Annotated in this window: 20 protein-coding genes; 7 read left to right on the top strand and 13 right to left on the bottom strand. The window is 73.4% G+C overall.

The window, feature by feature from the left end:
- Positions 1-354: 354 nt before the first annotated feature.
- Positions 355-1314, bottom strand: coding sequence for a DUF2510 domain-containing protein (locus ACIP8W_RS25780; RefSeq protein ID WP_401957330.1), 960 nt, complete (start codon positions 1312-1314; stop codon positions 355-357).
- A 5-nt stretch (positions 1315-1319) separates the two neighbouring features.
- Positions 1320-1778: a hypothetical protein gene (locus tag ACIP8W_RS25775; protein WP_402151184.1), complete on the bottom strand. Its 459-nt coding sequence runs from the start codon at positions 1776-1778 to the stop codon at positions 1320-1322.
- Here ACIP8W_RS25775 and ACIP8W_RS25770 point away from each other — a divergent pair.
- A complete protein-coding gene (locus ACIP8W_RS25770) occupies positions 1777-2046 on the top strand; it encodes a hypothetical protein (RefSeq protein WP_402151182.1) in 270 nt (89 codons plus the stop codon). The two genes, ACIP8W_RS25775 and ACIP8W_RS25770, sit on opposite strands and share 2 nt — an antisense overlap.
- Positions 2047-2275: 229 nt before the next feature.
- On the top strand, positions 2276-2917 hold the full coding sequence (locus ACIP8W_RS25765) for a histidine phosphatase family protein (protein WP_401957334.1): 642 nt from the start codon (positions 2276-2278) through the stop codon (positions 2915-2917).
- 95 nt (positions 2918-3012) lie between these two features.
- Here ACIP8W_RS25765 and ACIP8W_RS25760 read toward each other — a convergent pair whose 3' ends face one another.
- Complete coding sequence (locus ACIP8W_RS25760) at positions 3013-3216, bottom strand: cold-shock protein (protein WP_402151179.1); 204 nt, start codon at positions 3214-3216, stop codon at positions 3013-3015.
- A 269-nt stretch (positions 3217-3485) separates the two neighbouring features.
- The gene (locus tag ACIP8W_RS25755; protein ID WP_402151176.1) at positions 3486-4478 is read right to left on the bottom strand and encodes an aldo/keto reductase; all 993 of its coding nucleotides are present in this window, start codon (positions 4476-4478) and stop codon (positions 3486-3488) included.
- Between the two features lie 70 nt (positions 4479-4548).
- Between ACIP8W_RS25755 and ACIP8W_RS25750 the strand changes: the two genes are divergently transcribed.
- Both ACIP8W_RS25750 and ACIP8W_RS25745 read left to right on the top strand, forming a co-directional pair.
- On the top strand, positions 4549-5268 hold the full coding sequence (locus ACIP8W_RS25750) for a TetR/AcrR family transcriptional regulator (protein ID WP_402151173.1): 720 nt from the start codon (positions 4549-4551) through the stop codon (positions 5266-5268).
- Positions 5269-5321: 53 nt separating this feature from the next.
- Entirely contained in the window at positions 5322-6887 is a 1566-nt protein-coding gene (locus ACIP8W_RS25745) for an MDR family MFS transporter (protein WP_401957406.1), read from the top strand.
- A 53-nt stretch (positions 6888-6940) separates the two neighbouring features.
- Here ACIP8W_RS25745 and ACIP8W_RS25740 read toward each other — a convergent pair whose 3' ends face one another.
- From ACIP8W_RS25740 to ACIP8W_RS25730, 3 genes are all read right to left on the bottom strand, one after another.
- Positions 6941-7501: a cupin domain-containing protein gene (locus ACIP8W_RS25740; protein ID WP_401957408.1), complete on the bottom strand. Its 561-nt coding sequence runs from the start codon at positions 7499-7501 to the stop codon at positions 6941-6943.
- Positions 7502-7512: 11 nt separating this feature from the next.
- Positions 7513-8754, bottom strand: a complete 1242-nt coding sequence (locus tag ACIP8W_RS25735) for a type III polyketide synthase (RefSeq protein ID WP_402151187.1) — start codon at positions 8752-8754, stop codon at positions 7513-7515.
- Positions 8755-8878: 124 nt separating this feature from the next.
- A complete protein-coding gene (locus ACIP8W_RS25730) occupies positions 8879-10045 on the bottom strand; it encodes a methyltransferase (protein WP_402204787.1) in 1167 nt (388 codons plus the stop codon).
- A gap of 466 nt (positions 10046-10511) precedes the next feature.
- Between ACIP8W_RS25730 and ACIP8W_RS25725 the strand changes: the two genes are divergently transcribed.
- The gene (locus tag ACIP8W_RS25725) at positions 10512-11102 is read left to right on the top strand and encodes a DUF1349 domain-containing protein (protein ID WP_402204785.1); all 591 of its coding nucleotides are present in this window, start codon (positions 10512-10514) and stop codon (positions 11100-11102) included.
- Here the strand turns inward: ACIP8W_RS25725 and ACIP8W_RS25720 are convergent.
- Both ACIP8W_RS25720 and ACIP8W_RS25715 read right to left on the bottom strand, forming a co-directional pair.
- Positions 11074-14529 (bottom strand): phosphodiester glycosidase family protein, encoded by a 3456-nt coding sequence (locus ACIP8W_RS25720; protein WP_402204783.1) that lies wholly within the window; start codon positions 14527-14529, stop codon positions 11074-11076. The genes ACIP8W_RS25725 and ACIP8W_RS25720 overlap by 29 nt on opposite strands.
- 127 nt (positions 14530-14656) lie before the next feature.
- A complete protein-coding gene (locus ACIP8W_RS25715) occupies positions 14657-16336 on the bottom strand; it encodes a SpoIIE family protein phosphatase (RefSeq protein WP_401957350.1) in 1680 nt (559 codons plus the stop codon).
- A 220-nt stretch (positions 16337-16556) separates the two neighbouring features.
- On the opposite strand from ACIP8W_RS25715, the gene ACIP8W_RS25710 reads away from it, so the two are divergent.
- Positions 16557-16832: a chaplin gene (locus tag ACIP8W_RS25710; protein WP_401957352.1), complete on the top strand. Its 276-nt coding sequence runs from the start codon at positions 16557-16559 to the stop codon at positions 16830-16832.
- Positions 16833-16934: 102 nt separating this feature from the next.
- On the opposite strand, the gene ACIP8W_RS25705 is transcribed toward ACIP8W_RS25710, so the two are convergent.
- Both ACIP8W_RS25705 and ACIP8W_RS25700 read right to left on the bottom strand, forming a co-directional pair.
- The gene (locus ACIP8W_RS25705) at positions 16935-17801 is read right to left on the bottom strand and encodes a tyrosinase family protein (protein ID WP_401957354.1); all 867 of its coding nucleotides are present in this window, start codon (positions 17799-17801) and stop codon (positions 16935-16937) included.
- A gap of 32 nt (positions 17802-17833) precedes the next feature.
- Positions 17834-18340: a tyrosinase family oxidase copper chaperone gene (locus ACIP8W_RS25700; protein WP_401957355.1), complete on the bottom strand. Its 507-nt coding sequence runs from the start codon at positions 18338-18340 to the stop codon at positions 17834-17836.
- 249 nt (positions 18341-18589) lie between these two features.
- Here ACIP8W_RS25700 and ACIP8W_RS25695 point away from each other — a divergent pair, with 249 nt between their 5' ends.
- Positions 18590-19540: a YihY/virulence factor BrkB family protein gene (locus ACIP8W_RS25695; RefSeq protein WP_401957357.1), complete on the top strand. Its 951-nt coding sequence runs from the start codon at positions 18590-18592 to the stop codon at positions 19538-19540.
- A 7-nt stretch (positions 19541-19547) separates the two neighbouring features.
- Here ACIP8W_RS25695 and ACIP8W_RS25690 read toward each other — a convergent pair whose 3' ends face one another.
- Together ACIP8W_RS25690 and ACIP8W_RS25685 are read right to left on the bottom strand one after the other, a co-directional pair.
- Entirely contained in the window at positions 19548-20573 is a 1026-nt protein-coding gene (locus ACIP8W_RS25690) for a LacI family DNA-binding transcriptional regulator (protein ID WP_402204781.1), read from the bottom strand.
- Entirely contained in the window at positions 20573-22015 is a 1443-nt protein-coding gene (locus ACIP8W_RS25685) for an arabinose isomerase (RefSeq protein ID WP_402204779.1), read from the bottom strand. Before ACIP8W_RS25685 ends, ACIP8W_RS25690 begins: the two co-directional genes overlap by 1 nt.
- Between the last annotated feature and the right edge of the window lie 5 nt (positions 22016-22020).

Here is a 22020-nt window from a genome sequence, read left to right as displayed (position 1 = left end):
GTCCGGGGCCGCCGAACGGGCGGCGGCCGGACACAGCGCGCGAGGGGCCGGTCGCCGGCACTCCCTCATCGCACGTGTGGAACCCATGAGGGGAGTGTACGGGCAGTCGGCCGGTCGGAGCCCCTCCCGGCGGCGGGCCCGGCGGATCACGCCACGGGAAGTCCGGAAGCGGCGAAACCGGAGACGTGAGCCTGATCGACGCTCCCGACCGGGGGCGTCATGGCGGTCTCACACGCACCAGCCGTAGGCCGTACCCAACGGTCGCCGCAGGAAAAGAAAGCTGCCACCAGCCGGTGCGGCCGGTGGCAGTCGAGATACACGGAAGCCCGGCGCCGGGAGCAGGGGCCGCGGAGGTCAGACGCCCCGGCCCGCGCCGGAGGTGCCGGCGGCGGCCTTGATTCCCCGGGTGATCGTGTCCATCACGGAGAGCTTGGGGGCCTTGTCGTTGATGTCGAAGCCGGACCGTACGACGACGAGCATGCCGGAGGTGCGGGGCGAGGGGAAGACGAGGGACTGCACATAGCCGTCGTCGCCCTTGCTGGTGACGACCTTCCAGCGGACCAGGTAGCCCTTCTGTCCGGCCACCGTGACGGCTTCGGACTTGAGCTCCTCGTGCGAGGAGATCGCGCCGTAGGACTCGCTGCCGTAGGACTCCTCGGCATTGGCCCGGATGTCCTTCTCGGCGGACTCCTTGGCCGTGGTGGCGGTGAGCTTGAGCGCGACGGCGGGCGCGGAGAACACCCCGCCGCGTACGCAGTCGGCGGAGGCGCCGCCCGGACAGGTGTACTTCCCGGTGGTCACTCCGGCGCCGAGGGTGCCCGACTGGCCGGTCCAGCCGTCCGGTACGGGAATGCTGATGCCGCTGGCCGCGTCGGTGGCATAGCCGGCCTCGCTCTGCGGCTGCCGGGGGTCGGCGGACCCGCCGTCCCCTCCCCCGCTGCCGCCGCCCGGGCCGCCCCTGTTCTGCGGGCCGTCGGGGACGGAGGGGGCCGCCGACGTGCCGGGTCCGGCGCCCGCCCGGTCCGCCGGGCCGCTGCCGCCGCTGTCGCGTCCGAGCAGGTAGAAGCCGCCCGAGAGGGCCAGCGCCACCACCCCGGCGGTGACACCGAGGAGGACCTTCCGGCCCGTGCCACGGGCCGGGGGGCGTGGTGGTGCGGCGGGGTAGGGCGGCGCGCCGGGCGGTGCCCACTCACCGGGCGGCGCGGCACGCAGCTCTTCGGTCCAGGCGGAACCGTCCCACCATCGTTCCTGCCGGGGACCGTCACCTGTGTGACCCGGGTCGGGATGCCAGCCGGGCGGAGTCGTATGCGTCACGACCCTCAGCCTAAGCATCTTGTCTGAAAAGCTGGTGAGAGGGATCTGAGAATTCTGCTTCCTGCGCCCCGGCCATTCCCCGTACGACACCGAACTCCACCAGATCCTGCGGGCGCAGCCGCAGGATCTGCGGTCGCGCGGGTCTCGGACGCGGGTCTCCTCAGGAGATCCGTGGCGAGTTCGGACACGATGACGGAGAAGTAACTGTCCGGTGTGGCCCCCATGTTGCCGGGCGCGGACAGCGCGAGCGCCCCGCCGGATCCGCCCTCGCCGATCAGCAGGGTGGTGACCGGCACCCGGGCCGCGGCCATCGCTGCGAAGCGGTCCGCGATCGCGCTGCCCGCACCCGGAGTGTCGACAGGATCAGGCCGGGGATGCCCCAGCCGTCCCGCGAGACGGATCAACCGGGCGGCGGTGAGCAATCCGGCCGGGAGAGTGGGGTGAGCGCCGCGTACGGAGGACATGGTCCCCGCCGATCTCCTCGCGGCGGGCGAAGCAGGCGTCCAGACCGGCGCGGGCCCGGGGCCGCCCGGCCGACCCGGCCCGCAGGACCGCCTCCCCGCCGGTGTCCGGGAGCGCGGTCCCGCCGAGGGCGGCGGGCGGCCGCGGCGTCCCGTACTTCCGCGTCCCCGCGCTCAGGAGCGCCGGCCAGTGGGCGACGGTGGCGCGCGGCGCGTCCCGGAGACCACCGCGTCGATATGGGACGGCTCCCTGGTGGCCCCCGGCCCGTGAGCCGTCCGTGCGGCGCGCGCGGGCGCACGCCGCGCGCGTTCCCCAGGTGCCGGGCGCCCCGGCGGGGGACACTGGAAGCGCCGGGCCTCCCACCGGCGTTGCCCGTGGAATGCGCCCGGGGTCCGGCGGGTTCTCCCCTCCGGGCACCGGCCCGGGTTCGGGCCGGGGGCCCGGACCACCCGGGAACGGCCGCGGTGGTGGAGCGGAGTACGGAAAGTGGGCGGCCCCGATGGGTGAACTGATCCTGGTACGGCACGGAGAGACCGCCTGGTCCCTGTCCGGGCAGCACACCAGCTACACCGACCTGCCGATGACCGAGCGGGGCGAGAGCCAGGCCCGGTCCCTGGCGCCGCTGCTGCGCGGACGCCGGATCGGCCTCACCCTCGTCAGCCCGCTGGCCCGCGCACGCCGTACCGCCGAGCTGGCCGGTCTGGACCGGCTCCGGACCCTGCCCGATCTGCGCGAATGGAACTACGGAGGGTACGAGGGCATCACGACCGCCGAGATCCACCGCACCCGCCCCGACTGGGATCTGTGGACCGACGGGGTCACCCCCGGCACCGCCGAGGAGCCCGGGGAGAGCCCCGCCGAGGTCGGGCACCGCGCCGACCGGGTGCTCGTGGAGGCGCTGGAGGCGCTGCGGTCGGGCGACGACGATGTCGCGCTGGTCTCGCACGGCCACTTCCTGCGGGTGCTGACCGCGCGCTATCTCGGGCTGGCCCCGGCCGCCGGATCGCTGTTCCAGCTCGCCACCGGCACCCTCTCCCGGCTGGGCACCGAGCACGGCCGCCCGGTGATCACCGGCTGGAACCTCGCCCTGCCCGAGAGCCTCCTCGGCGCCGCCCCGCGCGAGCGGGAGAGCGCGGCCTGACGGACAGCGCGAAGGGCGCCGTCCCGGTGGACCGCTGGTCCACCGGGACGGCGCCCTGGCGAGCACTCACGTCCGGCCGCGCCGGACACCCGTACTCAGGAGGGGACGATGTTCTCCGCCTGCGGGCCCTTCTGGCCCTGGGTGACGTCGAAGGTGACCTTCTGGCCCTCGGCCAGCTCGCGGAACCCCTGGGCGTTGATGTTCGAGTAGTGCGCGAACACATCCGGGCCACCGCCGTCCTGCGCGATGAAGCCGAAGCCCTTTTCCGAGTTGAACCACTTCACTGTTCCACTGGACATGCCGAATCTCCGTTCAAGGGACACAAGGCACCCGCACGGTTGCGGGCACCGGAGGTGATCGCCCTGGTCCGCAGAGACGCTGAACAGCACAAACGCCCGTGACGGCACGTCACGGGCGAGCGGTACTTCGGAACCACGACAGCTGATCAAGACGCTACATGGCGCGACGCGATACAGCCACAGAAACGACCAACTCTTCCGTCCGCGCCCCCCGATCGGAGCGCCCTCCCCCGTCGCCCCGGCCCCCGGTTTCCGCCCGCCCGTGGCCGCTACCAGCGGGGATGGACCGAGGCCCGCAGCCTGCTGTCGTACAGCTCCCGCACCGCGTCCAGGACCGGCGGCGACAGCGGCGGGAGGCCCGCGGCGGCGGCGTTGGCGCGGACCTGCCCGACGGAGCGCGCGCCGGGGATGACGCTGCTGACGCCCGGCTGCTGGAGGATCCAGCGCAGCGCGGTCTGCGCCGGGGTCGCCCCCTCGGGCGCCAGCCCGGCGAACGCGACGGCGGCCGCCACACCTGTCCGGTAATCGACCCCCGAGAAGGTCTCGCCCTGGTCGAACGCCTCCCCGTGCCGGTTGTACGTACGGTGATCGTCGGCGGCGAAGACCGTGTCCTCGGTGTACGCCCCGGACAGCAGCCCCGAGGCGAGCGGGACCCGCGCGATGATGCCGACCCCCGCCGCGCGGGCGGCCGGCAGAACCTCCTCCAGCGGCTTCGTACGGAACGGGTTGAGGATGATCTGCACGCTCACGACACCGGGGCGGGCGAGGGCGGTGAGCGCCTCGGCGCAGCTCTCCACGCTCACCCCGTACGCGGCGATCCGCTCCTCGGCGACCAGGGTGTCCAGCGCGTCGTACACCTCGTCGGACGAGTGGACCGGCGTGGGAGGGCAGTGCAGTTGTACGAGGTCGAGGGTGTCCACGCCGAGATGGGCGCGGGAACGGTCGTTCCAGGCCCGGAAGTTGTCCAGCGTGTAGTTCTCCGGGACCTGCTCCGCGCGCCGGCCCATCTTCGTCGCGACGAACACCCCGGCGTCCGGACGGTCCTTCAGATAGCGGCCGATGAGCCGTTCACTGCGGCCGTCCCCGTAGACATCCGCCGTGTCGAAGAAGGTGACGCCCGACTCGACCGCCGCGTCCAGGACCGCGAAGGCGTCGGATTCGGCCACCTCGCCCCAGTCCGCGCCGAGCTGCCATGTTCCCAGTCCGACGGCGGATACGGCCCGTCCCGCCCTGCTCATCTCACGCTGTTCCATGCCGATCATGCTACGGGCCCGTCCGTGTCCGCCGGAAAATAATTTTGCGGATTCTGCACTTTTGCATACTCTGCAAGATATGAGGAACGAAGGAAGCGCGCCCGGACTCCGTGAGCGCAAGAAGCAGGCCACCCGCGCGGCTCTCGCGGAAGCGGCGGTGCGGCTGGCCGCCGAGCACGGAGCGGAGAACGTGACCGTCGAGGCGATCAGCGAGGCCGCCGGGGTCTCCCCCCGTACCTTCTTCAACTACTTCGACTGCCACGACGACGCGTTCGTCATGGCCCACACAGGGAGCGGGGAGCGGATACGGCGGGCCGTGCGCGAGGCCCCGGCCGGACTGACCCCGCTCGAAGCCGTGCGCGACGCGCTCGCCGCCGAGCTGGCAGACGTCGAGGAGCAGCAGGAGATCTGGCATCTGCGGGCCAAGGTGCACCAGCGCTCCCCGCATCTGCTGATGCGCGGCCTGGGGGTGCACACGGCCGAGGAGATCCTGCTCGCCAACGCCATCGCCGAGCGGATCGGCGCCACACCGGCCGTCCCCGGAACACCGGGGGTGCCGGGGCGCGGCCCCTGCGAGGGCGGCCCCGACACCTCGGCCCTCGATCTCTACCCGCGGCTGCTCGCCGCCGTCGCCATGACCGCCGTACGGGTCTGCGTCGAGCACTGGTTCTCCCGGGACCGGTCCGTCCCGTTCCCCGACATCTTCCGGCGCCTCTTCGCCCATCTCGCCGCCGGGCTTCCACCCCCGCCGTCGGCCGATGACCGGACAGCCCCCGTCACCCCCCTTTCCCTCCCATGATCCCGAAGGACACCGTGAGCACAGCAGAGGCGACCGAACAGTCGCCGACCTCCATGACAAATCGTCAGATCCTCCAGGCGATGTCCGGGCTGATGGCCGGGATGTTCGTCGCCATCCTGGCCGGTACGGTGGTGGGCAACGCGCTTCCCCGCATCATCACCGACCTCCACGGCAGCCAGTCCTCGTACACCTGGGTGGTCACCTCCGAGCTGCTCGCCATGACGGCGACCGTGCCGCTGTGGGGCAAACTGTCCGACCTCTACAGCAAGAAGCTGCTGCTCCAGCTCTCGCTCGCGCTGTTCATCGTCGGATCGCTGCTCGCGGGCTTCTCCCAGGGCATCGGCCTGCTCATCTTCAGCCGGGTCGTCCAGGGGATCGGCGCGGGTGGTCTGACGGCCCTCGCGCAGATCATCATGGCGGCCATCATCCCGCCCCGGCGGCTGGGCAGGTACGCCGGTATCTTCGGCGCGGTCTTCGCCATCGGTACGATCGCCGGGCCGCTGGTCGGCGGTGTCATGGTGGACACCCCCTGGCTGGGCTGGCGCTGGTGCTTCTTCATCGGTGTGCCCTTCGCGCTGGTCGCGATCCTGATGCTCCAGCGCACACTGCGGCTGCCCACGGAGCGCCGTGAGGTGAAGATCGACTACCTGGGCGCCTTCCTGATCGTCGCGGGCGTCTGCGCGCTGCTCATCTGGACCTCGCTGGCAGGCAACGACTTCGACTGGGTCTCCTGGCAGACCTTCGCCCTGACCGGCGGCGGGGTCGCCCTGCTGGTGGCCGCGGTCTTCGTGGAGTCCCGGGTCCCCGAACCGATCATCCCGCTGTCCATCTTCCGCAACCGCACCGTCACGCTGACCACGACCGCCAGTCTGCTGGTCGGTGTGGCCATGTACGGCGGCACCGTCTTCCTCTCCCAGTACTTCCAGATATCGCTCGGCAAGACGCCGACCGTCGCCGGGCTCATGGGCATGCCGATGATCCTCGGTCTGCTGCTGTCCTCCACCGTCGGCGGCCAGCTGATCAGTGCGTCCGGCAAGTGGAAGGTCTATGTGGTCTCGGGCGCCACGATCATGACGGCCGGGCTGGCCCTGCTGGCCACCATCGATGCCGGTACGAACTTCTGGCTGCTCAGCCTCTACATGGCCGTTCTCGGTATCGGCCTCGGTCTGCTGATGCAGAACCTGGTCCTGGTCGCGCAGAACGACGTACCGGCGAAGGAGCTGGGCGCGGCCACCTCCGTACTGTCGTTCTTCCGCAGCATGGGCGGAACGATCGGAGTGAGCGCGCTGGGCGCGATCCTCGCCAACCGGGTGAACTCCGAGATGAGCAAGAGCCTGGGCGGTTCGGGCCGGCCCGCTTCCGGCGGCTCGGGCGAGGGCTCCGTACCGGACATGTCGACGCTGCCCGCTCCGATGCGGGGGATCGTCGAGCACGCGTACGCGGTGGCCACCGCGGAGCTGTTCCTGATCTCCACCCCGATCGCCGCGCTCGCGGTGGTCGCGGTGGTCTTCCTCAAGGAGAAGCCGCTCAAGACGACCAGCGGGATGGAGCGGCTCGCCGAGGAGAGCGCTGCTGCCGGGGGCAAGCGGTCCGACGCCTCGCCCGCCCCGGTCGGCTAGGGATTTCGTACGCGGCTTTCCCCGGCGGGGTCACCGCGCGCCGGACGGGCCGGTCACGGCCGGTCCGGCGCGCGGCTTTTTCCGGGCGGGGTCCCGGCATCGTGGCGCAGGGGGGTGAGCTGCTCGATGTCGTAACGGGACCGGAGTTCGGCGATGGCCCGCGGGTCGGGCGTGGCGTCGTCCTTGAGGAGGGCGAGCAGTTCCTCGAAGTACCGCTCGTGGCGGGACGGCGGGGACGACTGGAAGAACATCCTGGCGGGCTCGTCGCCCCGGTTGGCGAACGCGTGCGGACACCCCGGTGGTACGACGATGACGGTGCCCCGGGTGGCCCGTACCGTCTTCAGGCCGGAGGCGGACTCCCAGTGGCGCCAGTCCCCGTCGCGTACCCGTGGTTCGAAAGCCAGCACCTCCAGTTCGCCGTCGAGGATGTAGAACAGCTCCTCGCTGTGGGCGTGCCGGTGCGCGCCGACGTCGAAGCCCGGCGGGACGACGACCTCGAAACTGGAGGAGACCCGTGAGTGCTCCCCGGTGGCCTTGAAGGTCACCTGCTGGGCCGCCGTACGGATGGTGGTGCCGCCGCCCGGGGGCACCACCAGTCCCTCGGCCCGGGACAGCCGGGTCACCGTCACCTCACCGGCTCGGTCGCGGGTTCGGCGCCACGGCCGGTGGATCCGATGATCCTGCGGTCCGCGAACGAGGCGGGGGCGTCCGCCGCCGTCCAGCTGCCCAGGGCCATCTCCGCGGTGATCCCGGGGCCGAATCCGGCGATGATGCCCCGGGCGCGGTCGGTCACGCCGCCTTCTTCGAAGAGCCTGCGTACGGCGTCGAGGACGACGGCGCTGGCGATGTTGCCGTACTCGGTAAGGGTGCCCCGGCTGAACCGGAACGCCTCGGGCTCCACGTCCAGGAAGCGGCTGAGGTCGTCCAGGATGCGCGGTCCGCCCGCGTGGATGATGTAGAAGTCGAGGCCGGTGGCGTCCCAGCCGTGCTGGTCGGCCATGGTGCGCAGCGCGGGTGCCAGCGGCTCCATGGTGGTGGGGACACGCTTGTCCAGCAGGAAGTGGAAACCGGTGGCCCGGACGCTGTAGGCGATCCAGTCGGTGGTGTCGGGCACGAGGTGGGAGCCGTTGCGCTCCAGCACGATGCCGGTGCCGCCCTCGCCGCGTACGACGGCGGCGGCGACCGCGTCCCCGAACAGCCCGTTGGAGAGCAGCGAGCCGACGCCGAGGTCGGTCGGCTGGTAGCACAGCGAGCAGAACTCGCACGCGACGATCAGGACGTTGGCGCCGGGATACGAGCGGCAGAAGTCATGCGCCCGGTTGATGGCCGCGCCGCCCGCCGCGCAGCCGAGCTGGGCGATCGGCAGCTGGCGGGTGTGGCTGGGGAAGCCCATGGTGTTGATCATCCAGGCCGTCAGCGAGGGCATCATGAAGCCGGTGCACGAGACATAGACGATCATGTCGATGTCGGCGGGGCGCAGTGCGGCGTGGTCGAGTGCCCGGTGGACGACCTCGGGGACCCTGGCCTTCGCCTCGGCCTCGTACAGCACGTTGCGGTCCTCGAAACCGGGGTGTTTGAGCGTCTCCTCGATGGGCTGGACGATATGGCGCTTGGCCACCCCGGTGTTCTCGATCAGCCGCAGCGCCAGGGACAGTTGCGGATGGTCCGCGTGCAGCGAGCGGGCGAGAGCGAGGGTGTCCTCCATGGTGATCACATGCTCGGGGACCGAGACCGCCGGTTTGCACAGAGTCGCCACTACGCGCTCTCCTTCATTCGTGTTCGCGGTGAACCGCTGCCCACACTCACGGACCGCCCACCGCCCCGCAACCCGGGAAACCCAGGTGGGAGCGGAGGCGGACGGGCCGATCCACGGGCCCGGCGCGGGATCCGGGGAACCGTCGGGAATCCGTGCCGCGACTACCCTGCGTAGGGAAAAGGGACCCCCATTCGGCTGTTCGGGGGTCCCCCGGGCGAGGGGTGGACGGACCCGCTCAGCGCACCGTCAGCCGCCACAGCGAGGTGACCTCGGCGGCGCGGGCGGTGTGGAGCGGGTCCCCGGGGTCCGTGGCGCGCCCGTGGCGCGGCCTGATGTCGAGCCGGGCGGCCACGGCCAGCCCCGCCGCGCCGAACGCGGCGAGCAACTGCGCGCGGGTGCGCAGCCCGAGGCGTTCGGCGAGATCCGACAGGACGAGCCAGCCCTCCCCGCCCGGTTCGAGATGGCCGGCCAGTCCCGCCAGGAAGCCGTGGAGCATACGCCCTTCCGGGTCGTACACCCCCTGGTCGAGTGAGGACGCCGGGCGGGCGGGGAGCCACGGCGGGTTGCAGACGACGAGCCCGGCGCGGCCCGGTGGGAACAGGTCGGTGTGCCGTATGTCGATCCGGTCGGCCAGCTCCAGCCGCCGGGCGTTCTCGCGCGCGCAGTCGACGGCCCGCGCGCTGATGTCGGTGGCCACGATCCGCTCGATGCCCCGGCGGGCCAGTACGGCGGCGAGCACGCCGGTGCCGGTGCCGATCTCGAAGGCGGTACGGGGACGGCCCCCGGCGGCCGGATCCGGCAGTGGCGCCTCGGCGACCAGATCCACGTACTCCCCCCTGACCGGCGAGAACACGCCGTAGTGGGCGTGGACGCGGGCGCCGAGGGCGGGGACGTCGACGCCCCTGATCCGCCACTGCCGGGCGCCGATGACGCCGAGCAGCTCCCGGAGGGAGACCACCCGGGGGCGTTCCGCCGGGCCGTACGCCTGCGCGCACGCCTCCTGGACGTCGGGGGCGCGGCCGAGGGCCAGGGTGTGGTCGTCCTCCAGCCGCATCAGCAGCATGCCCAGGATCCGGGCGCGCCGTTCACGGTCGCGGCGGTAGGAGTGGAACGCCTCGGCCGGAACGGCCTCGTCGGGGGCCCCGCTCGGGCGGTGGGTGCGACCGGTACGGCGGGTGTCCGCGCGGTCGGTGCGGCGGCCCATGGCCCGGAGCAGTTGCCGGGCGTTGTGGAAGTCACCGCGCCAGAGCAGGGCGGTTCCCTCACTGGCCAGCCGGTAGGCGGTGTCGGCCCGGGTGCGGTCGTCGGCGATGACGACCCGGCGGGGCGCAGGCGTTCCGTTCTCGGAGTGCCAGGGGGCGGACTGTTCGGTTCCGGATTCGATCCAGCGGATCTCGGACACCTTGTACTCCTCGTGATCGAGCGTGCGGTGGGCACGAAGAGCACTTCGACGAGGAGGGAGCGAGCCGACGCGACCTGCGGGCAGGGCTGATTGCGGAGAGGGGCAGGGTCGGGCGTCAGGGCCGGTACGGCTCCCGCGTCGAAGCGCGAGCCGAGAAGTCACCGAGGACCATGCCGAGCGTCATGAGACGGCCTTCCGAGAGGGAGGATCGCCGGAACCGTCTCACGCGCGGTACCCGCCGGGCAAACGCGGCCGCCCGCGGTCCCGCAGGACCGTACCGCATGCCCGGCCGGGTCATCGGTCCGCTGCCGGGCTGGCGCCGTGGCCACGGATCGGGCGGCGGAAGCCGGTCGGGGAGGTGCGTATCGTCCCTGACCCACCCCCGTTGATCAGGCGCCCTCCCCCTCGGTCCGTCCGGCGTGGCAGGCTGGGGGCGGCGGAGCAGGGCGACGGGGGGAGAAACACCATGGGCACCACCACGGACAGCGGGGCGTGTCTCGGCCTCACCGGCTGGACCTGGCTCAACCCGCCCGCCGCCCTGACCTCGGGCGACGACGCCCTGGAGGTCACCACGGCGCCGGACACGGACTTCTGGGCGACCACGCACTACGGCTTCGTACGGGACACCGGCCACGCCCTGCTGCGTCCGGTGCCCGCCGCGTTCCGACTGCGCGTCACCTTCTCCGGCGCCTACCGGGACCAGTACGACCAGGCGGGGCTGCTGCTGCGGCTCGACGAGCGGAACTGGATCAAGACGGGGATCGAGTACGTCGACGGACAGCCGCAGCTCAGCGCCGTCGTCACCCGCGAGGTCTCCGACTGGAACGTCGTCCCGCTCGACCCCTCGACCCCCCTCGGCCCGGTGACCGTCGAGGTAGCGCGCGAGGGCGACACCGTCACCATCCGCTACGGCCTCGACGGCGGTGAGCCGGTGACCATGCTGCGGCTCGCCTACTTCCCGCCGGGCGTCGGGGCGCAGGCCGGGCCGATGTGCGCCTCGCCCGACGGGACGGGCTTCACGGCCCGCTTCACGGCGCTACGTCTCGAACTGCCCTGACAGCCGCCCGCGTTCGCGCGCGCGGCTCCCCGATCCGGATCTCCGCCCGCCGGGTCAGCCCGCCGACCGTCACCGCGAGGGTGACCGTGCCGGGGCGCAGGGCGGTGAGGGTGGCGGTGGCCGGGTCGAAGGCCGCGACGGGCCTGGTCCCGCCACCGGCCGCGCGCCCGATGCGCAGGCCCGGGGACCCGGCCCAGTCGGCGCTCAGCGGGAAGCCGACCGGGACCGTCCGCGTCCCCTGAAGAACCGCGGCACGGACCCGGGCGGCGTGTCCGGGGGCCAGGGTGTCCGGCGCGTCCAGGGTCAGCGCGTCGGTGTGCGGGCGGGTCTGGACGGAGATCCAGTCGGGGCCGCCCCGCCACGGCCGGCGGCGCGCGTCCGTCCACGCCGCGCGGGAGAGCCGGTCCACACCGATCAGCGACCAGCCCGTGAAGCCGCCCCCGGCCGCGGGGCCCGCCGGGGCCCTGCCCGCGTTGCCGTTGACCAGATACGGCACACCGTCCACCCGCGAGGCGTCGAAGACCCCCGCGTGCGCGCCGATGAACCCGGCGCCCTTGCCGGTCGTACGGCGGAAACCGGCGAGCCACTCCTCCAGCAGCGCCGCCTCCTTGCGGTCGGTCAGCTCACCGGCCTTCTCTACGGTCGGATCGCGCGGCGGTACATGTCCGACGACCAGCACCGAACCCACCCGGTCGTCGGCCGCCGCCGCGTCCAGCCCGTCCCGTACCGCCCGGACCTGGGCCAAGCCGCCGCCGCGCAGGGTCAGCCGTGAGGTGTCCAGGGTGAGGAAGCGGGTCCCCCGGTGGTCGAAGGACCGGTGCGCGGACCCGAACCGGGCCGTGAAGTCGCCGATCGAGCCACCCCTCACCTCGTGGTCGCCCGGTACGTAGTACCAGGGCAGCGCGTCCCCCAGCTCCTCGTCGAGCAGCCGCCGGGCGAGGTCGAGGCCGACGGGCGAGCCCTCGTCCACCAGATCACCGTTGATCACCAGGAAGTCCGGGCCCGCCGCCCTGATCTCCCGCAGCGTGCGGCGGGTCCTGGCGACGATCGCGCTGTCCGGGTCCCGGGCGACGAACCGCGCGTCGGACAGCACCGCGAACCGCCACTCCCGGCCCGCCGCGGCCGCCGCCGGGCCGATCAGCGGATCGCTCCGGGGCTCCACCGGCGGCGGTGCCACGTCGGGCGGTACCCGCGCGGTCAGTTCGTCGATCGTGACGGCGCCGGTGTAACGCGCGGTGGCGGAGGTCTCGGCGAGATAGAACCGGACCACCGTGAGCGGGGTCGGCGCCCCGGCCGGTACGTCGAAGGTCACCTGTCGCCAGCCGGTCCAGGTGAGGCGCGGGCCGCGCAGCGGATGGTCGGAGCCCGCCGCGTCCCGCAGCTGCAGGGTGGGCAGGGCGCCCCTGCCGTCGCCCTTGATCCGGAGCGCGAGGGAGCGCGGCCTGCCGGGCACCGGAAGCGGCCCCGGCGGGTGGGCGTAGGCCGCGCGGGTGGCGGTGGAGCCGGTGAAGTCGTACGCGAGGGTGAGCCCGGTGCCCTCGTGGCCGTCCGGGGTGGCCGCGACCGAGCCGCTCGCGCGGGCCTGGGCGAAGGTCCAGGAGGCCGCGTCGTCGAAGCCGGACACCCGGTGCTCGGCGAGCCCCACGCTGACGGCGAGCGTGGTCGTGACGCCGCCCGCCGCCGCCGTGATGTGTCCGGCGCCGGCGCCCGTCAGGGATCTGACGGTGAACGAGCCCCGTCCGTCGTCGGTGACGGCGAGGAGCGAGCGGTCGTAGTCGAGCGTGATGTCCGCGGGTTCGACCGGCGCGCCGGTGCCGGTGGCGTCGGAGCCGACGATGCCGAAGGTGCCGGTCGCCGTCGCGTCCGCGAGCGGGACCCAGGGGGTGGTCGGCGCGATCCGGGTGAGCGCGCCGACCACCGTCAGCCGGGTGGCTCCGGTGGCCCGGCCGTGGGCGGCGCGCACCTCCGTGGCGCCGCTCGCGCGCGCGGTGAACACGCCATGGCCGTCGATCCGGCCCACCGAGGGGTGCTCCGCCGTCCAGCGCGGGGTGCCCGCCGCCGGGCCGTAGGTCTCGTCGTACCCGGCCGCCGTGAGTCTGCGGGTCAGCCCGGGAAAGACCCGCTCGGGGCGGCCGCCGCCGACCGGGCCCGTGCCCGGGGCCACGGCCGGGGGTGTGCGGGTCTCGACCCAGAACCCTTCGAGGCGTCCGCTGCCGTCCGGCGCGGTGAGTGCCAGGCCGTTCGGCACCGGGCGCTCGGCGCCGTCCGAGGGGCTGTTCTCGACCCGGAGCACGTCGCTGCCCGGCACCCGGGCGACCAGGGTGGAGGAGCCGCCGCCGTCGAGGTTGAGCGCGCTGTGGGCACCGGCCCGGCGCATCATCAGGCCCAGTTCGGTGAGGGTGACCCCGCCGCTGTCGGCCTGCCGTCCGTCGACGGTGATCACCTGCATGGTCGCGCCGTCGCGGGAGAAGCCGATCGCGGTGCGCGGCGCGGCGGTGTTGTTGGGCCGGCCCTCGTGGTCGCGCGCCACCCCGTCCACGACGAGGAGTTCCCGGCCGCCGACCGCCGTGCGCGGCACGGGTCCGCCGTCGGTACGCGGCCGGAACGCCACGGCGACCGGGTCCCCGGGCCGCAGCGCGGCCAGCGCCCGCGCGCCCGCCTCCCTGCCGACCAGGACGGTGGTGCCCGGCCCGATGGGCCCGGTGCCCGCGCGGCCGGTGACGGAGACGACCCGCCCGTCGCGTACGGCCGCCTCGGCGACGGGGTCCGCGCGGTCCACGGTGCGGGCGCGGTCGGCCTCGCCCCAGCCCGCCGTGTAGGCGCCGATCCCGTCGGGCGGGACCCGTGCCGCGTTGTACGCCTCCAGCGCGCGGGGGCCCGAGGGGAGCGTCACCGTACCGTCGAAGTACAGCCGCAGGACGCGTCCGGCGGCTCCGGGGCCGATACCGGCCGCCGTGTGCGCGCCCGGCTGCGGGGAGTGGACGACCGTCCCGTCCGCGATGCCCGGTCCCAGGGGCGCGCCCGTCCCGTTCAGGTCGAAGAAGTCCGCGTTGACCGCGGCGACGGTACGGCGTCCCGGCCCCGGATCGTGGCGGGCGGCGAGCTGGGAGACCGTACGGCGGTCGGTGACCCGGCCCGAGGAGAGGTAGTCGGCCCGCGCGCCGCCGCGGAGGTCGACCCGCAGGCTGTCCACCCGCAGCCACGTGGCGGATTCGTACCGGTCGTACGAGGTGAGGCGGACGCCCGGGGCGAGCGGCCGGGAGACGCGCGCCGTCTCGATGCCGTCGCCGTCGGCGACGGAGCGCGCGGCCCCGGTGAGCGGGGGGCGGGGGACGGCGGTGGCGGGGGACGGTGGCGCCCCGCCCGCCGTCAGGACGGTCAGGGCCGCGCACAGTAAGGCGGTCCGCCTGGCGAGGGCTGGGGGCACGTCTGCTCCTGGAGAACGGTGATCGCTCGGGCCGCCCGGCGCACTCCGTGGGCCGCGGCGTTGCCGTGCACACCAATGAACCAGGGGTGAGGGGCACCGTACGGGAGAACACGCGGTGACACCGCCGTCAGGACGGCCCGTCCCTGCGCAGGAGCAGCAGCGCCCGGTCGTCCCCGCCGGTGCGGTCCTCCACCGCGTCGAACAGCGCGTCGGCCAGGGCGGGCAGGGCGGCCGGGCCGGTGCGTACGCTCTGTCTGAGCGCCTCCAGGCTCTCCCCCAGATCGATGCCGGGCTGCTCCACCAGCCCGTCGGTGCACAGCAGCAGGGTCTCGCCGGGGCCCAGCCGCTGCGTGGTCACCGGATAGCCGGGCCCGCCGGGCCCGGTGAACTCGGCGGAGAGGCCGAGCGGCAGCCCGCCGGCCACCGGGATCCACTCGCAGCCGCCGTCCACGCGCCGTACCAGCGGGTCGAGGTGGCCGGCGCGCACAATGCGCAGTGTCCCGCTGCTCAGGTCGGCCTCCACATAGGTGCAGGTAGCGAAGCGTTCGGTGTCCAGCTCGCGCAGCAGGAGCGAGGCGCGGGCGAGCGCGGTGTCGGGCGGATGGCCCTCGGAGGTATAGGCCCACAGCGCCATCCGCAGCTGACCCATCACCACCGCGGCGTCGGTGTCATGGCCCTGGACGTCACCGATCGTCAGCCCCACCCGGCCGCCGGGCAGCGGCAGTACGTCGTACCAGTCGCCGCCGACGCTCCGGCCCAGCCGCGCCGAGCGGTAGCGTACGGCGGTCAGCGCGCCGGGGACCTCGGGGATGCGCCGGGGCAGCATCGCCTGCTGAAGCTCCTCGGCGAGATCGTGCTCCTGTTCGAAGAGCATGGCCCGCTGCAGGCTCTGGGCGATCCCGCTGGCCATCGCGAGCAGCAGATCGCGCTGCTCGTGGCCGATGTCGCCGGGCCTCGGGTAGAGCAGCCCGAGCACCCCGATCGGCCTGGCCTGGGCGATCAGCGGGAAATAGGCGCCCGCGGAGACCGGCAGCGGCTCGATATGGGGCCACAGCAGCGGGTAGGACGACCGGAACTCGTCCCGCGAGGTGATGAAGAGCGGCCGCTCGGTCCGTACGGCCTCGCTCATCGGGTACGCGTCGGCGACCCGGGTGTACTGGAGCGCCGGTACGTACGCCCCGGCGCGTCTCTCGGCGACGAGCCTGATCCGGGCCCCCTCGACCACCCCCAGCACCACGCCCACCGCCCCGAGGTGGCCGAACGCCTCCTCGTCGCGCAGCACATCGAGGACGTCCTCCACCGAGGCCGCGCGGGAGAGCAGGGCGGCGGTCCGCTCCACCACACCGGTCAGCCTGCCGCGTCCCGCGTCGAGGTCGCTCCTGGCGGCGGCCTCGGCCAGCTCGTGCCGGGCGTCGCGCACGATGCCGATGATCCGCAGCGGCCGTCCCGTCGGGTCGTGCCGGATATGGGCCTGGGTGTACGTCCAGCGCAGCGATCCGTCCCGGCGCCGGACGCGGAAGTACGCGCCCCCGGTGGCCGTGCCGCCCTTGAGCGCCCGCGCGGCCAGGGCCTTCAGCCGCGCCGCCTCGAACAACGGCACCCGGGGCGCGAGGCCCGCCGGGTCGCCGTCGTACTCCTCGGGGCGGAGATCGAGGAGGCCGAGCGCGACCGGGTCCAGATGCAGCAGCCCGCTGCCGAGATCCCAGTCGAAACCGCCCATGCGGTTGAGCGCCAGGCTCAGGTCCGGACGGGCGGGCCAGTCGCCCGGCAGCGGCGCGGCGGCCGGCGGTCCGCCCCGATCAGCCATGCAGCCACCATCTCACCGATCGGCCGACCCCGCGTGCCCTGGGCCGGGCCCCGCGCGACGCCCCGGACGCCCCTCCGCCGTGCTGCGCTGACCGGGTGGAGATCAAGCCGATCGAAAACGGATCGCCGGTTATCCGTTACCGCGTGTGGGTCCGGGCGTTGAACGTCCGTGAAGGCCGCACATCGTGCGGCTGTGCTCGAAACGTTCAAGGAGAATCCTGATGTCGCGTATCGCGAAGGCAACCGCTGTTCTCGTCGGCACGGGCGCCGTGCTGGCCGGTGGCGCCGGAATGGCCGCTGCCGACGCCGGCGCCGGCGCCGCCGCTGTCGGTTCGCCCGGTGTCCTGTCCGGCAACGTTGTCCAGGTGCCCGTGCACATCCCGGTCAACCTCTGCGGCAACACGATCGACGTGATCGGTCTGCTCAACCCGGCGTTCGGCAACACGTGCGCCAACGTCTCGGTCACCGAGCACCACATGGGTGGCTACGGCTACTGATCGCCGGATCCGGGGATGTACGGCCCCCGGGCCACATGTTTCGGTGAGTGACGGCCTCTCGCGTCTCGGCGCGGGAGGCCGTCGCGCGTACCGGGGCGGCCGTCAGCCGGCGTAGCGGTACAGGTCCGCGTGGCCGAGGAGTTCGGACGGCCTGACGTTCCACGGGGGCATGGGTTCGCTCAGGCTGATGACCCGGCCGCGCTGCGGATCGCCGGGTCCCAGCTTCGTCCTGGGCAGATAGCCGGCCTTCGGATGCTGCCGCTGCCAGCGGTCCCAGAGCAGGTCCACGAAGGAGTGGTGGAGCCAGAAGACGGGGTCGTTCGGGGAGGAGGCGCCCAGCATCGCGCCGCCGACCCAGCGGTGGACGCGGTTGTGGTTGCGCCAGCGGTCCCGGCCGCCGGCCGTCCAGCCCTCCAGCCGGTTGCGGAAGCCGGTGGTGACCGTCGAGTCCCAGGGCTCGGCGTCGTACACCGGATCGTTCATCGCCAGGGCCAGTTCGTCCTTGCCGGGTAAGGCGATCGGGTTGGACGGGCGGCCGAGGTCGCGGGTGAGGTACCGCGCCGTGCTCACCCCGTTGGTGATGGTCCAGTTGCCGGTCCGGTGGGCGAAGGGGCCGGTCGTGACCTGCTGGTCGCGGGGGCGGCCGGTACCGCCGAGGAAGTCGTCCGCCCACAGCGAGGAGGCGGGCGTGTTGTCGGTCGTCCAGTCCCAGTACGGGACGGACACCTTCGGGTCCACCCGCTGGAGCGCCCGCTCGAACTCCAGCAGGAACCGCCGGTGCCAGGGCAGGAACGACGGGGCCATGTGCCCGGCGCGCAGACCGCCGCCCTCCGCGTCGGAGACGTTGTACTGGGTGTGCAGCCGGACGAAGTCCTCGTACTCCCCACGGCGTTTGACCTCCAGGACGGCGTTGACGAAGCTCCGCTTCTCGGCCGCGGTGAGGTCGCGCTGGTTCTTTCTGGTGTACACGGGTGGGGCCTTTCCCGGGGTCGGAGGGGGTTTCAGATGTGGTGGACCGGTCCGGCCGGTGCCAGCTGGGCGCCGTCGAGGGCGTCCACCGCCGCGCGGGCCGCTTCGAGCGGGGTCGGGAACGACTCGTAGTGGTTGACCGCGCTGAGATAGCTGCCGTCCGCGCGCCGCATCACGTGCAGGGGCCGTCCGTCGATCCGGATCTCGGGCGGGGCGGGGGAAGGGAACCGCTCCGATACGGCGGCGGTACGGGCGTGGGCGACCCGGATATGGCGCCCCCGGTACAGCTCCTCCAGGACCCCGCCCTCGCCGGACCCCGGTCCCGGGGCCACCGCGTGCTCCCCTCCTCCGGCTGCCGGGTGGCCCGCCCGCCACAGGGGGGTCAGCGCCGCCGCGGTGCCCGCGACCGTACCGAGGGTGAGGAGCGCCCGCAGGAGATGGCGCCGGGAGCGGCTCCGGCCCGGCGGTGCGGCTCCGGTCTCCGCCGGGGGGCCGGGGGTCTTCGAGGGGCTCGGCTGGACCTGGATTCCGTCGGGCATGAGGCCTCCGCTCGTCGCGCGCTGCTCGGTCGGGGCGGCGGCGCCGGTGCGCGGTCGGGCGCGGGCCGGCCGCCGCGGTCCCGACCGGGTCAACGAGACGATGGCCAAACAGTTCTCCGGGAGGGCAGGACACGGGCGTCCCGAGGGCCTGCCTCGTCTCCTGACACCCGGCGGGGCGCGGCGCCGGGGGCAGTGGTGGGATGGGGCAGGCTGAGACCGGCCTGATCGAACCGACCACAGGAGGCATGTTTGTCCGCCGAGGAATCCGGACGCCGCGCAGCGGAGCGAGGCGCGGGGCCCGTCGTCAGCCGACTGACGGCGGTGTCGCGGCGTACGCTCGTCGCCCTGTGGCGGGACGACGCCACGGACCGGGCCGCCGCGCTGACGTACTACGCGGTGCTCGCGATCTTCCCCGCGCTGCTGGTCACCGTCTGTTCCATCGGCCTCGCCGCTCCCGAGTCCGGCGGGCAGTTCGCCGACCAGGTGGCGGACATCGTCCCCGGGCAGTCGCGGCCGCTGGTGCACAGCGCCCTGGTGGAGATGGCCGAGCAGCGGTCCGCGGCGTGGCTGCTGGTGTCGTTCGGTACGGTCGGGGCACTGTGGTCGGCCTCCAGCTATCTGGGGGTGTTCCGCCGGGGGCTGCACGCGATGCACGGCTCGGTGGACCACCGGCCGCCGTGGCGGACCGCGCCACGGATCGCGCTCACCGCGTGCGCGATGCTGACGCTGCTGGTGACCAGCGCGCTGACCCTGGTGCTGACCGGTGAGGCGGCGGACGCGCTGGGGCGGATGCTGGGCGCGGGGTCCACGGTCAGGACGGTGTGGTCGCTGCTGAAGTGGCCGCTGATGCTGGCGCTGGCGGCGGTCCTGGTGCTCATGGTCTTCCGTACGGGCCCGCCCGCAACGCGTCGGCTGCGGAACGCGCTGCCCGGGGGGATTCTCGCGGTCGGGCTCTGGCTGCTGATGTCCGCGGGGTTCGCGGTCTACACCTCGCACGCGGGCACGTACAACCGGCTCTACGGTTCGCTGGCCGGGATCATCGTGTTCCTCGTCTGGCTCTGGGTCACCAATCTCTCGCTGCTGGCCGGTGCCCAGTTCAACGCGGAGCTGGCCCGGGGGCACGCGGGGAGCGCCGGGGCGCCCGCCCGCTCCGTACCCGCTCCGGCGCGGCGGGTCCGGGCGGGCCGGGGCGGGCGGTGAGCTGCCGTCAGGGGCGGGGCCGGGAGAGGGTGGAGGCGCGTACCACCAGCTCGGGCCGGAGCACGACGCGCCGGTGTTCGTGGGTGTCGGCGCCGTCGCCGGTCTCCTCGATGAGCAGCTCGGCCGCGGCCCCGCCGAGCTGGAAGGCGGGCTGGCGCACCGAGGTCAGCGGGACGGCAGAGGCGGAGGCGAACCCGATGTCGTCATAGCCGACGAGCGCGATGTCCTGCGGGACCCGTACCCCCGCCTGGTAGAGGGTCTGGAGGACGCCGAGGGCCAGCAGGTCGTTGGCGCAGAACACCGCGTCGGGCCGGGGCGCCATGCCGAGCAGGCGCGCCCCGGCGTCGCGGCCCGCGACGACATCGAGGCGCGCGGCCTCGACGGGGCGCAGCGCGCCGGGGGGCAGTCCCGCCTCGGCGAGGGCGAGCAGCGCGCCGTCCCTGCGGTCCTGGCACTGTGCCAGCTGCGTCGGGCCGCTGACGTAGGCGATCTCGCGGGAGCCGCGTCCCAGCAGGTGGCGTACGGCCAGGGCGCCGCCGTTCACATCGTCCACGGAGACCGAGCAGCCGTGCGCGCTGGGCACGACGCGGTCGACGAGGACGAAGGGGATGTGGTGGCGCCGGAACACGTCGAGGTTGCGGCCGCTCATGTCGGCGGGGGTGACGAGGACGCCGCGTACCCGCTGTTCGGAGAACATGGTCAGGTAGGCGGCCTCCTCGGCCGGGCTCTCCGCGCTGTCGCAGAGCATGACGCCGAGCCCGGCGGCGCGGGCGGAGTGCTCGGCGCCGCAGGCCACGTCCACGAAGAAGGGGTTGGCCATGTCGAGCACGAGCATGGCCAGCATGCGACTGCGGCCCGCGCGCAGCTGGCGCGCGGACTCGCTGCGTACGTAGCCGAGCCGTTCGATGGCGGACAGGACGCGCCGGCGGGTCTCCCCGGTGACGGCGTCGGGGCGGTTGATCACGTTGGAGACGGTGCCCACCGAGGCTCCCGCCGCGCCGGCCACGTCCTTGATGCCCACCGGCCGGCGCATCAGACGGTGACCTCCACGAGTTCCAGGCCGGTCAGTCCGGCGAGCGCGCGCAGTTCGGGCAGCAGCACGCCGGTGGCCAGGGCCCAGTGGTGACCGACGCCGCTGGCGCTCCAGGCGTCGGTCCACTCCCCCGGGTCGTGGCCGAAGTCGACCCGGGAGGTGGTGTTGCCGATCTCCAGCAGCGGTCCGGCGACGACCTCGCCCTCGGCGGCGATGATCCGGTAGCGGCCGTCGCGGGTCTGTCCGAGGCCGACCAGGGTGACCGGTCCCCGCCGTACGTCGAATTCGACGGAGACGCCCCAGCCGCGCTTGCCGTGGTAGAGGCCGAGGCCGCGCAGCAGTGGTCTGCGCGCGCTGATGGCGAGATGGCCGGGGCCGTCGTGGCCCATCTCGACGACGCCCGCGGTGAAGTCCAGGGCCTGGAGTTCGGTGAAGGAGCCGCCCGCGCCGAGGCGGTCGCAGATCAGCATGGCGAGGGAGGTGCGCAGTTCGTACTCGCCGCAGGCGGGGATTCCGCGGGAGGTGAGCAGGGAGGAGCCGAGGATCATGCCGGCGCCGAGCTGTTCGTGGATCTCGGCGTCGAGCCCCCGGTGGTAGTACGCGAGCGAGTCCAGGTCGAAGTCGGCGACGAGCCGGTCGAGGCCGACGGCGACGCGGGCGGCCCAGCGCAGGTCGTCCTCCACCACGGAATCGGCGAGTTCGAAGACCTCGCGGGTCTCGTCGAGTTTCGCCGTGACGGCGTCGTCCCCGGCGCTCTCCACCCGTACCCGCAGGTCGTCGAATTCGAGGACCTCCACATGGCCACCGAGCCGGCCGGGGACCATCGTGAGGTCGGTGGAGACGTCGTACATCCCCGGGTAGAGGTGTCCCATCAGTCCGTGGCGGCCGTTGCGCAGGACCGAGCGGACCCCGGCGGCGCGGATCCAGCGGCCGATGCGCTGCCAGGCGCGCTCGTCCTCCAGATGGCCGGAGACGGAGCGGAAGGACACACCGACGCGTTCGAAGGCGTTGGCCATCTCGGGGAGCGGGCAGGCGCCGCAGTACGCCAGCCACTGTCCGGTGGAGAAGGACGCGTGGTCCATGGCCGGGGTGGGCTGGAGGTTGATGAGCAGGACGGGCGCCCCGGCGCGCTGGGCGACGGGGACGAGCATGGTGGCCGTCATATAGGTGGTGAGGAAGCCGACGATCAGATCACAGTCGGCGGCGCGCAGCCTCCCGGCCGCCTCGGCGCCCTCCTCGGCGTCGGAGACGAAGCCGACGTCGATGACCTCCGCGTCGAACTCCCGCATCCGTTCCGTGACGCGTTCGGCGGAGCGCCGCAGCTGCGGGAGCAGCTCGGGGAACTGCGGCCAGTAGGCGCCCAGTCCGCCCGCGACGAGGCCGATCCTCGGCCTGCGGGTGACCGCGGGGGTGCGGGGGGCTGCGGGGGTGCGCGGGGTCATGGCGG

Source organism: Streptomyces sp. NPDC088554 (genome assembly GCF_044752945.1).
Lineage (GTDB): Bacteria > Actinomycetota > Actinomycetes > Streptomycetales > Streptomycetaceae > Streptomyces.
The sequence above is the reverse complement of the archived record's forward strand: the minus strand, read 5'-3'. Positions and strand labels throughout refer to the sequence as shown.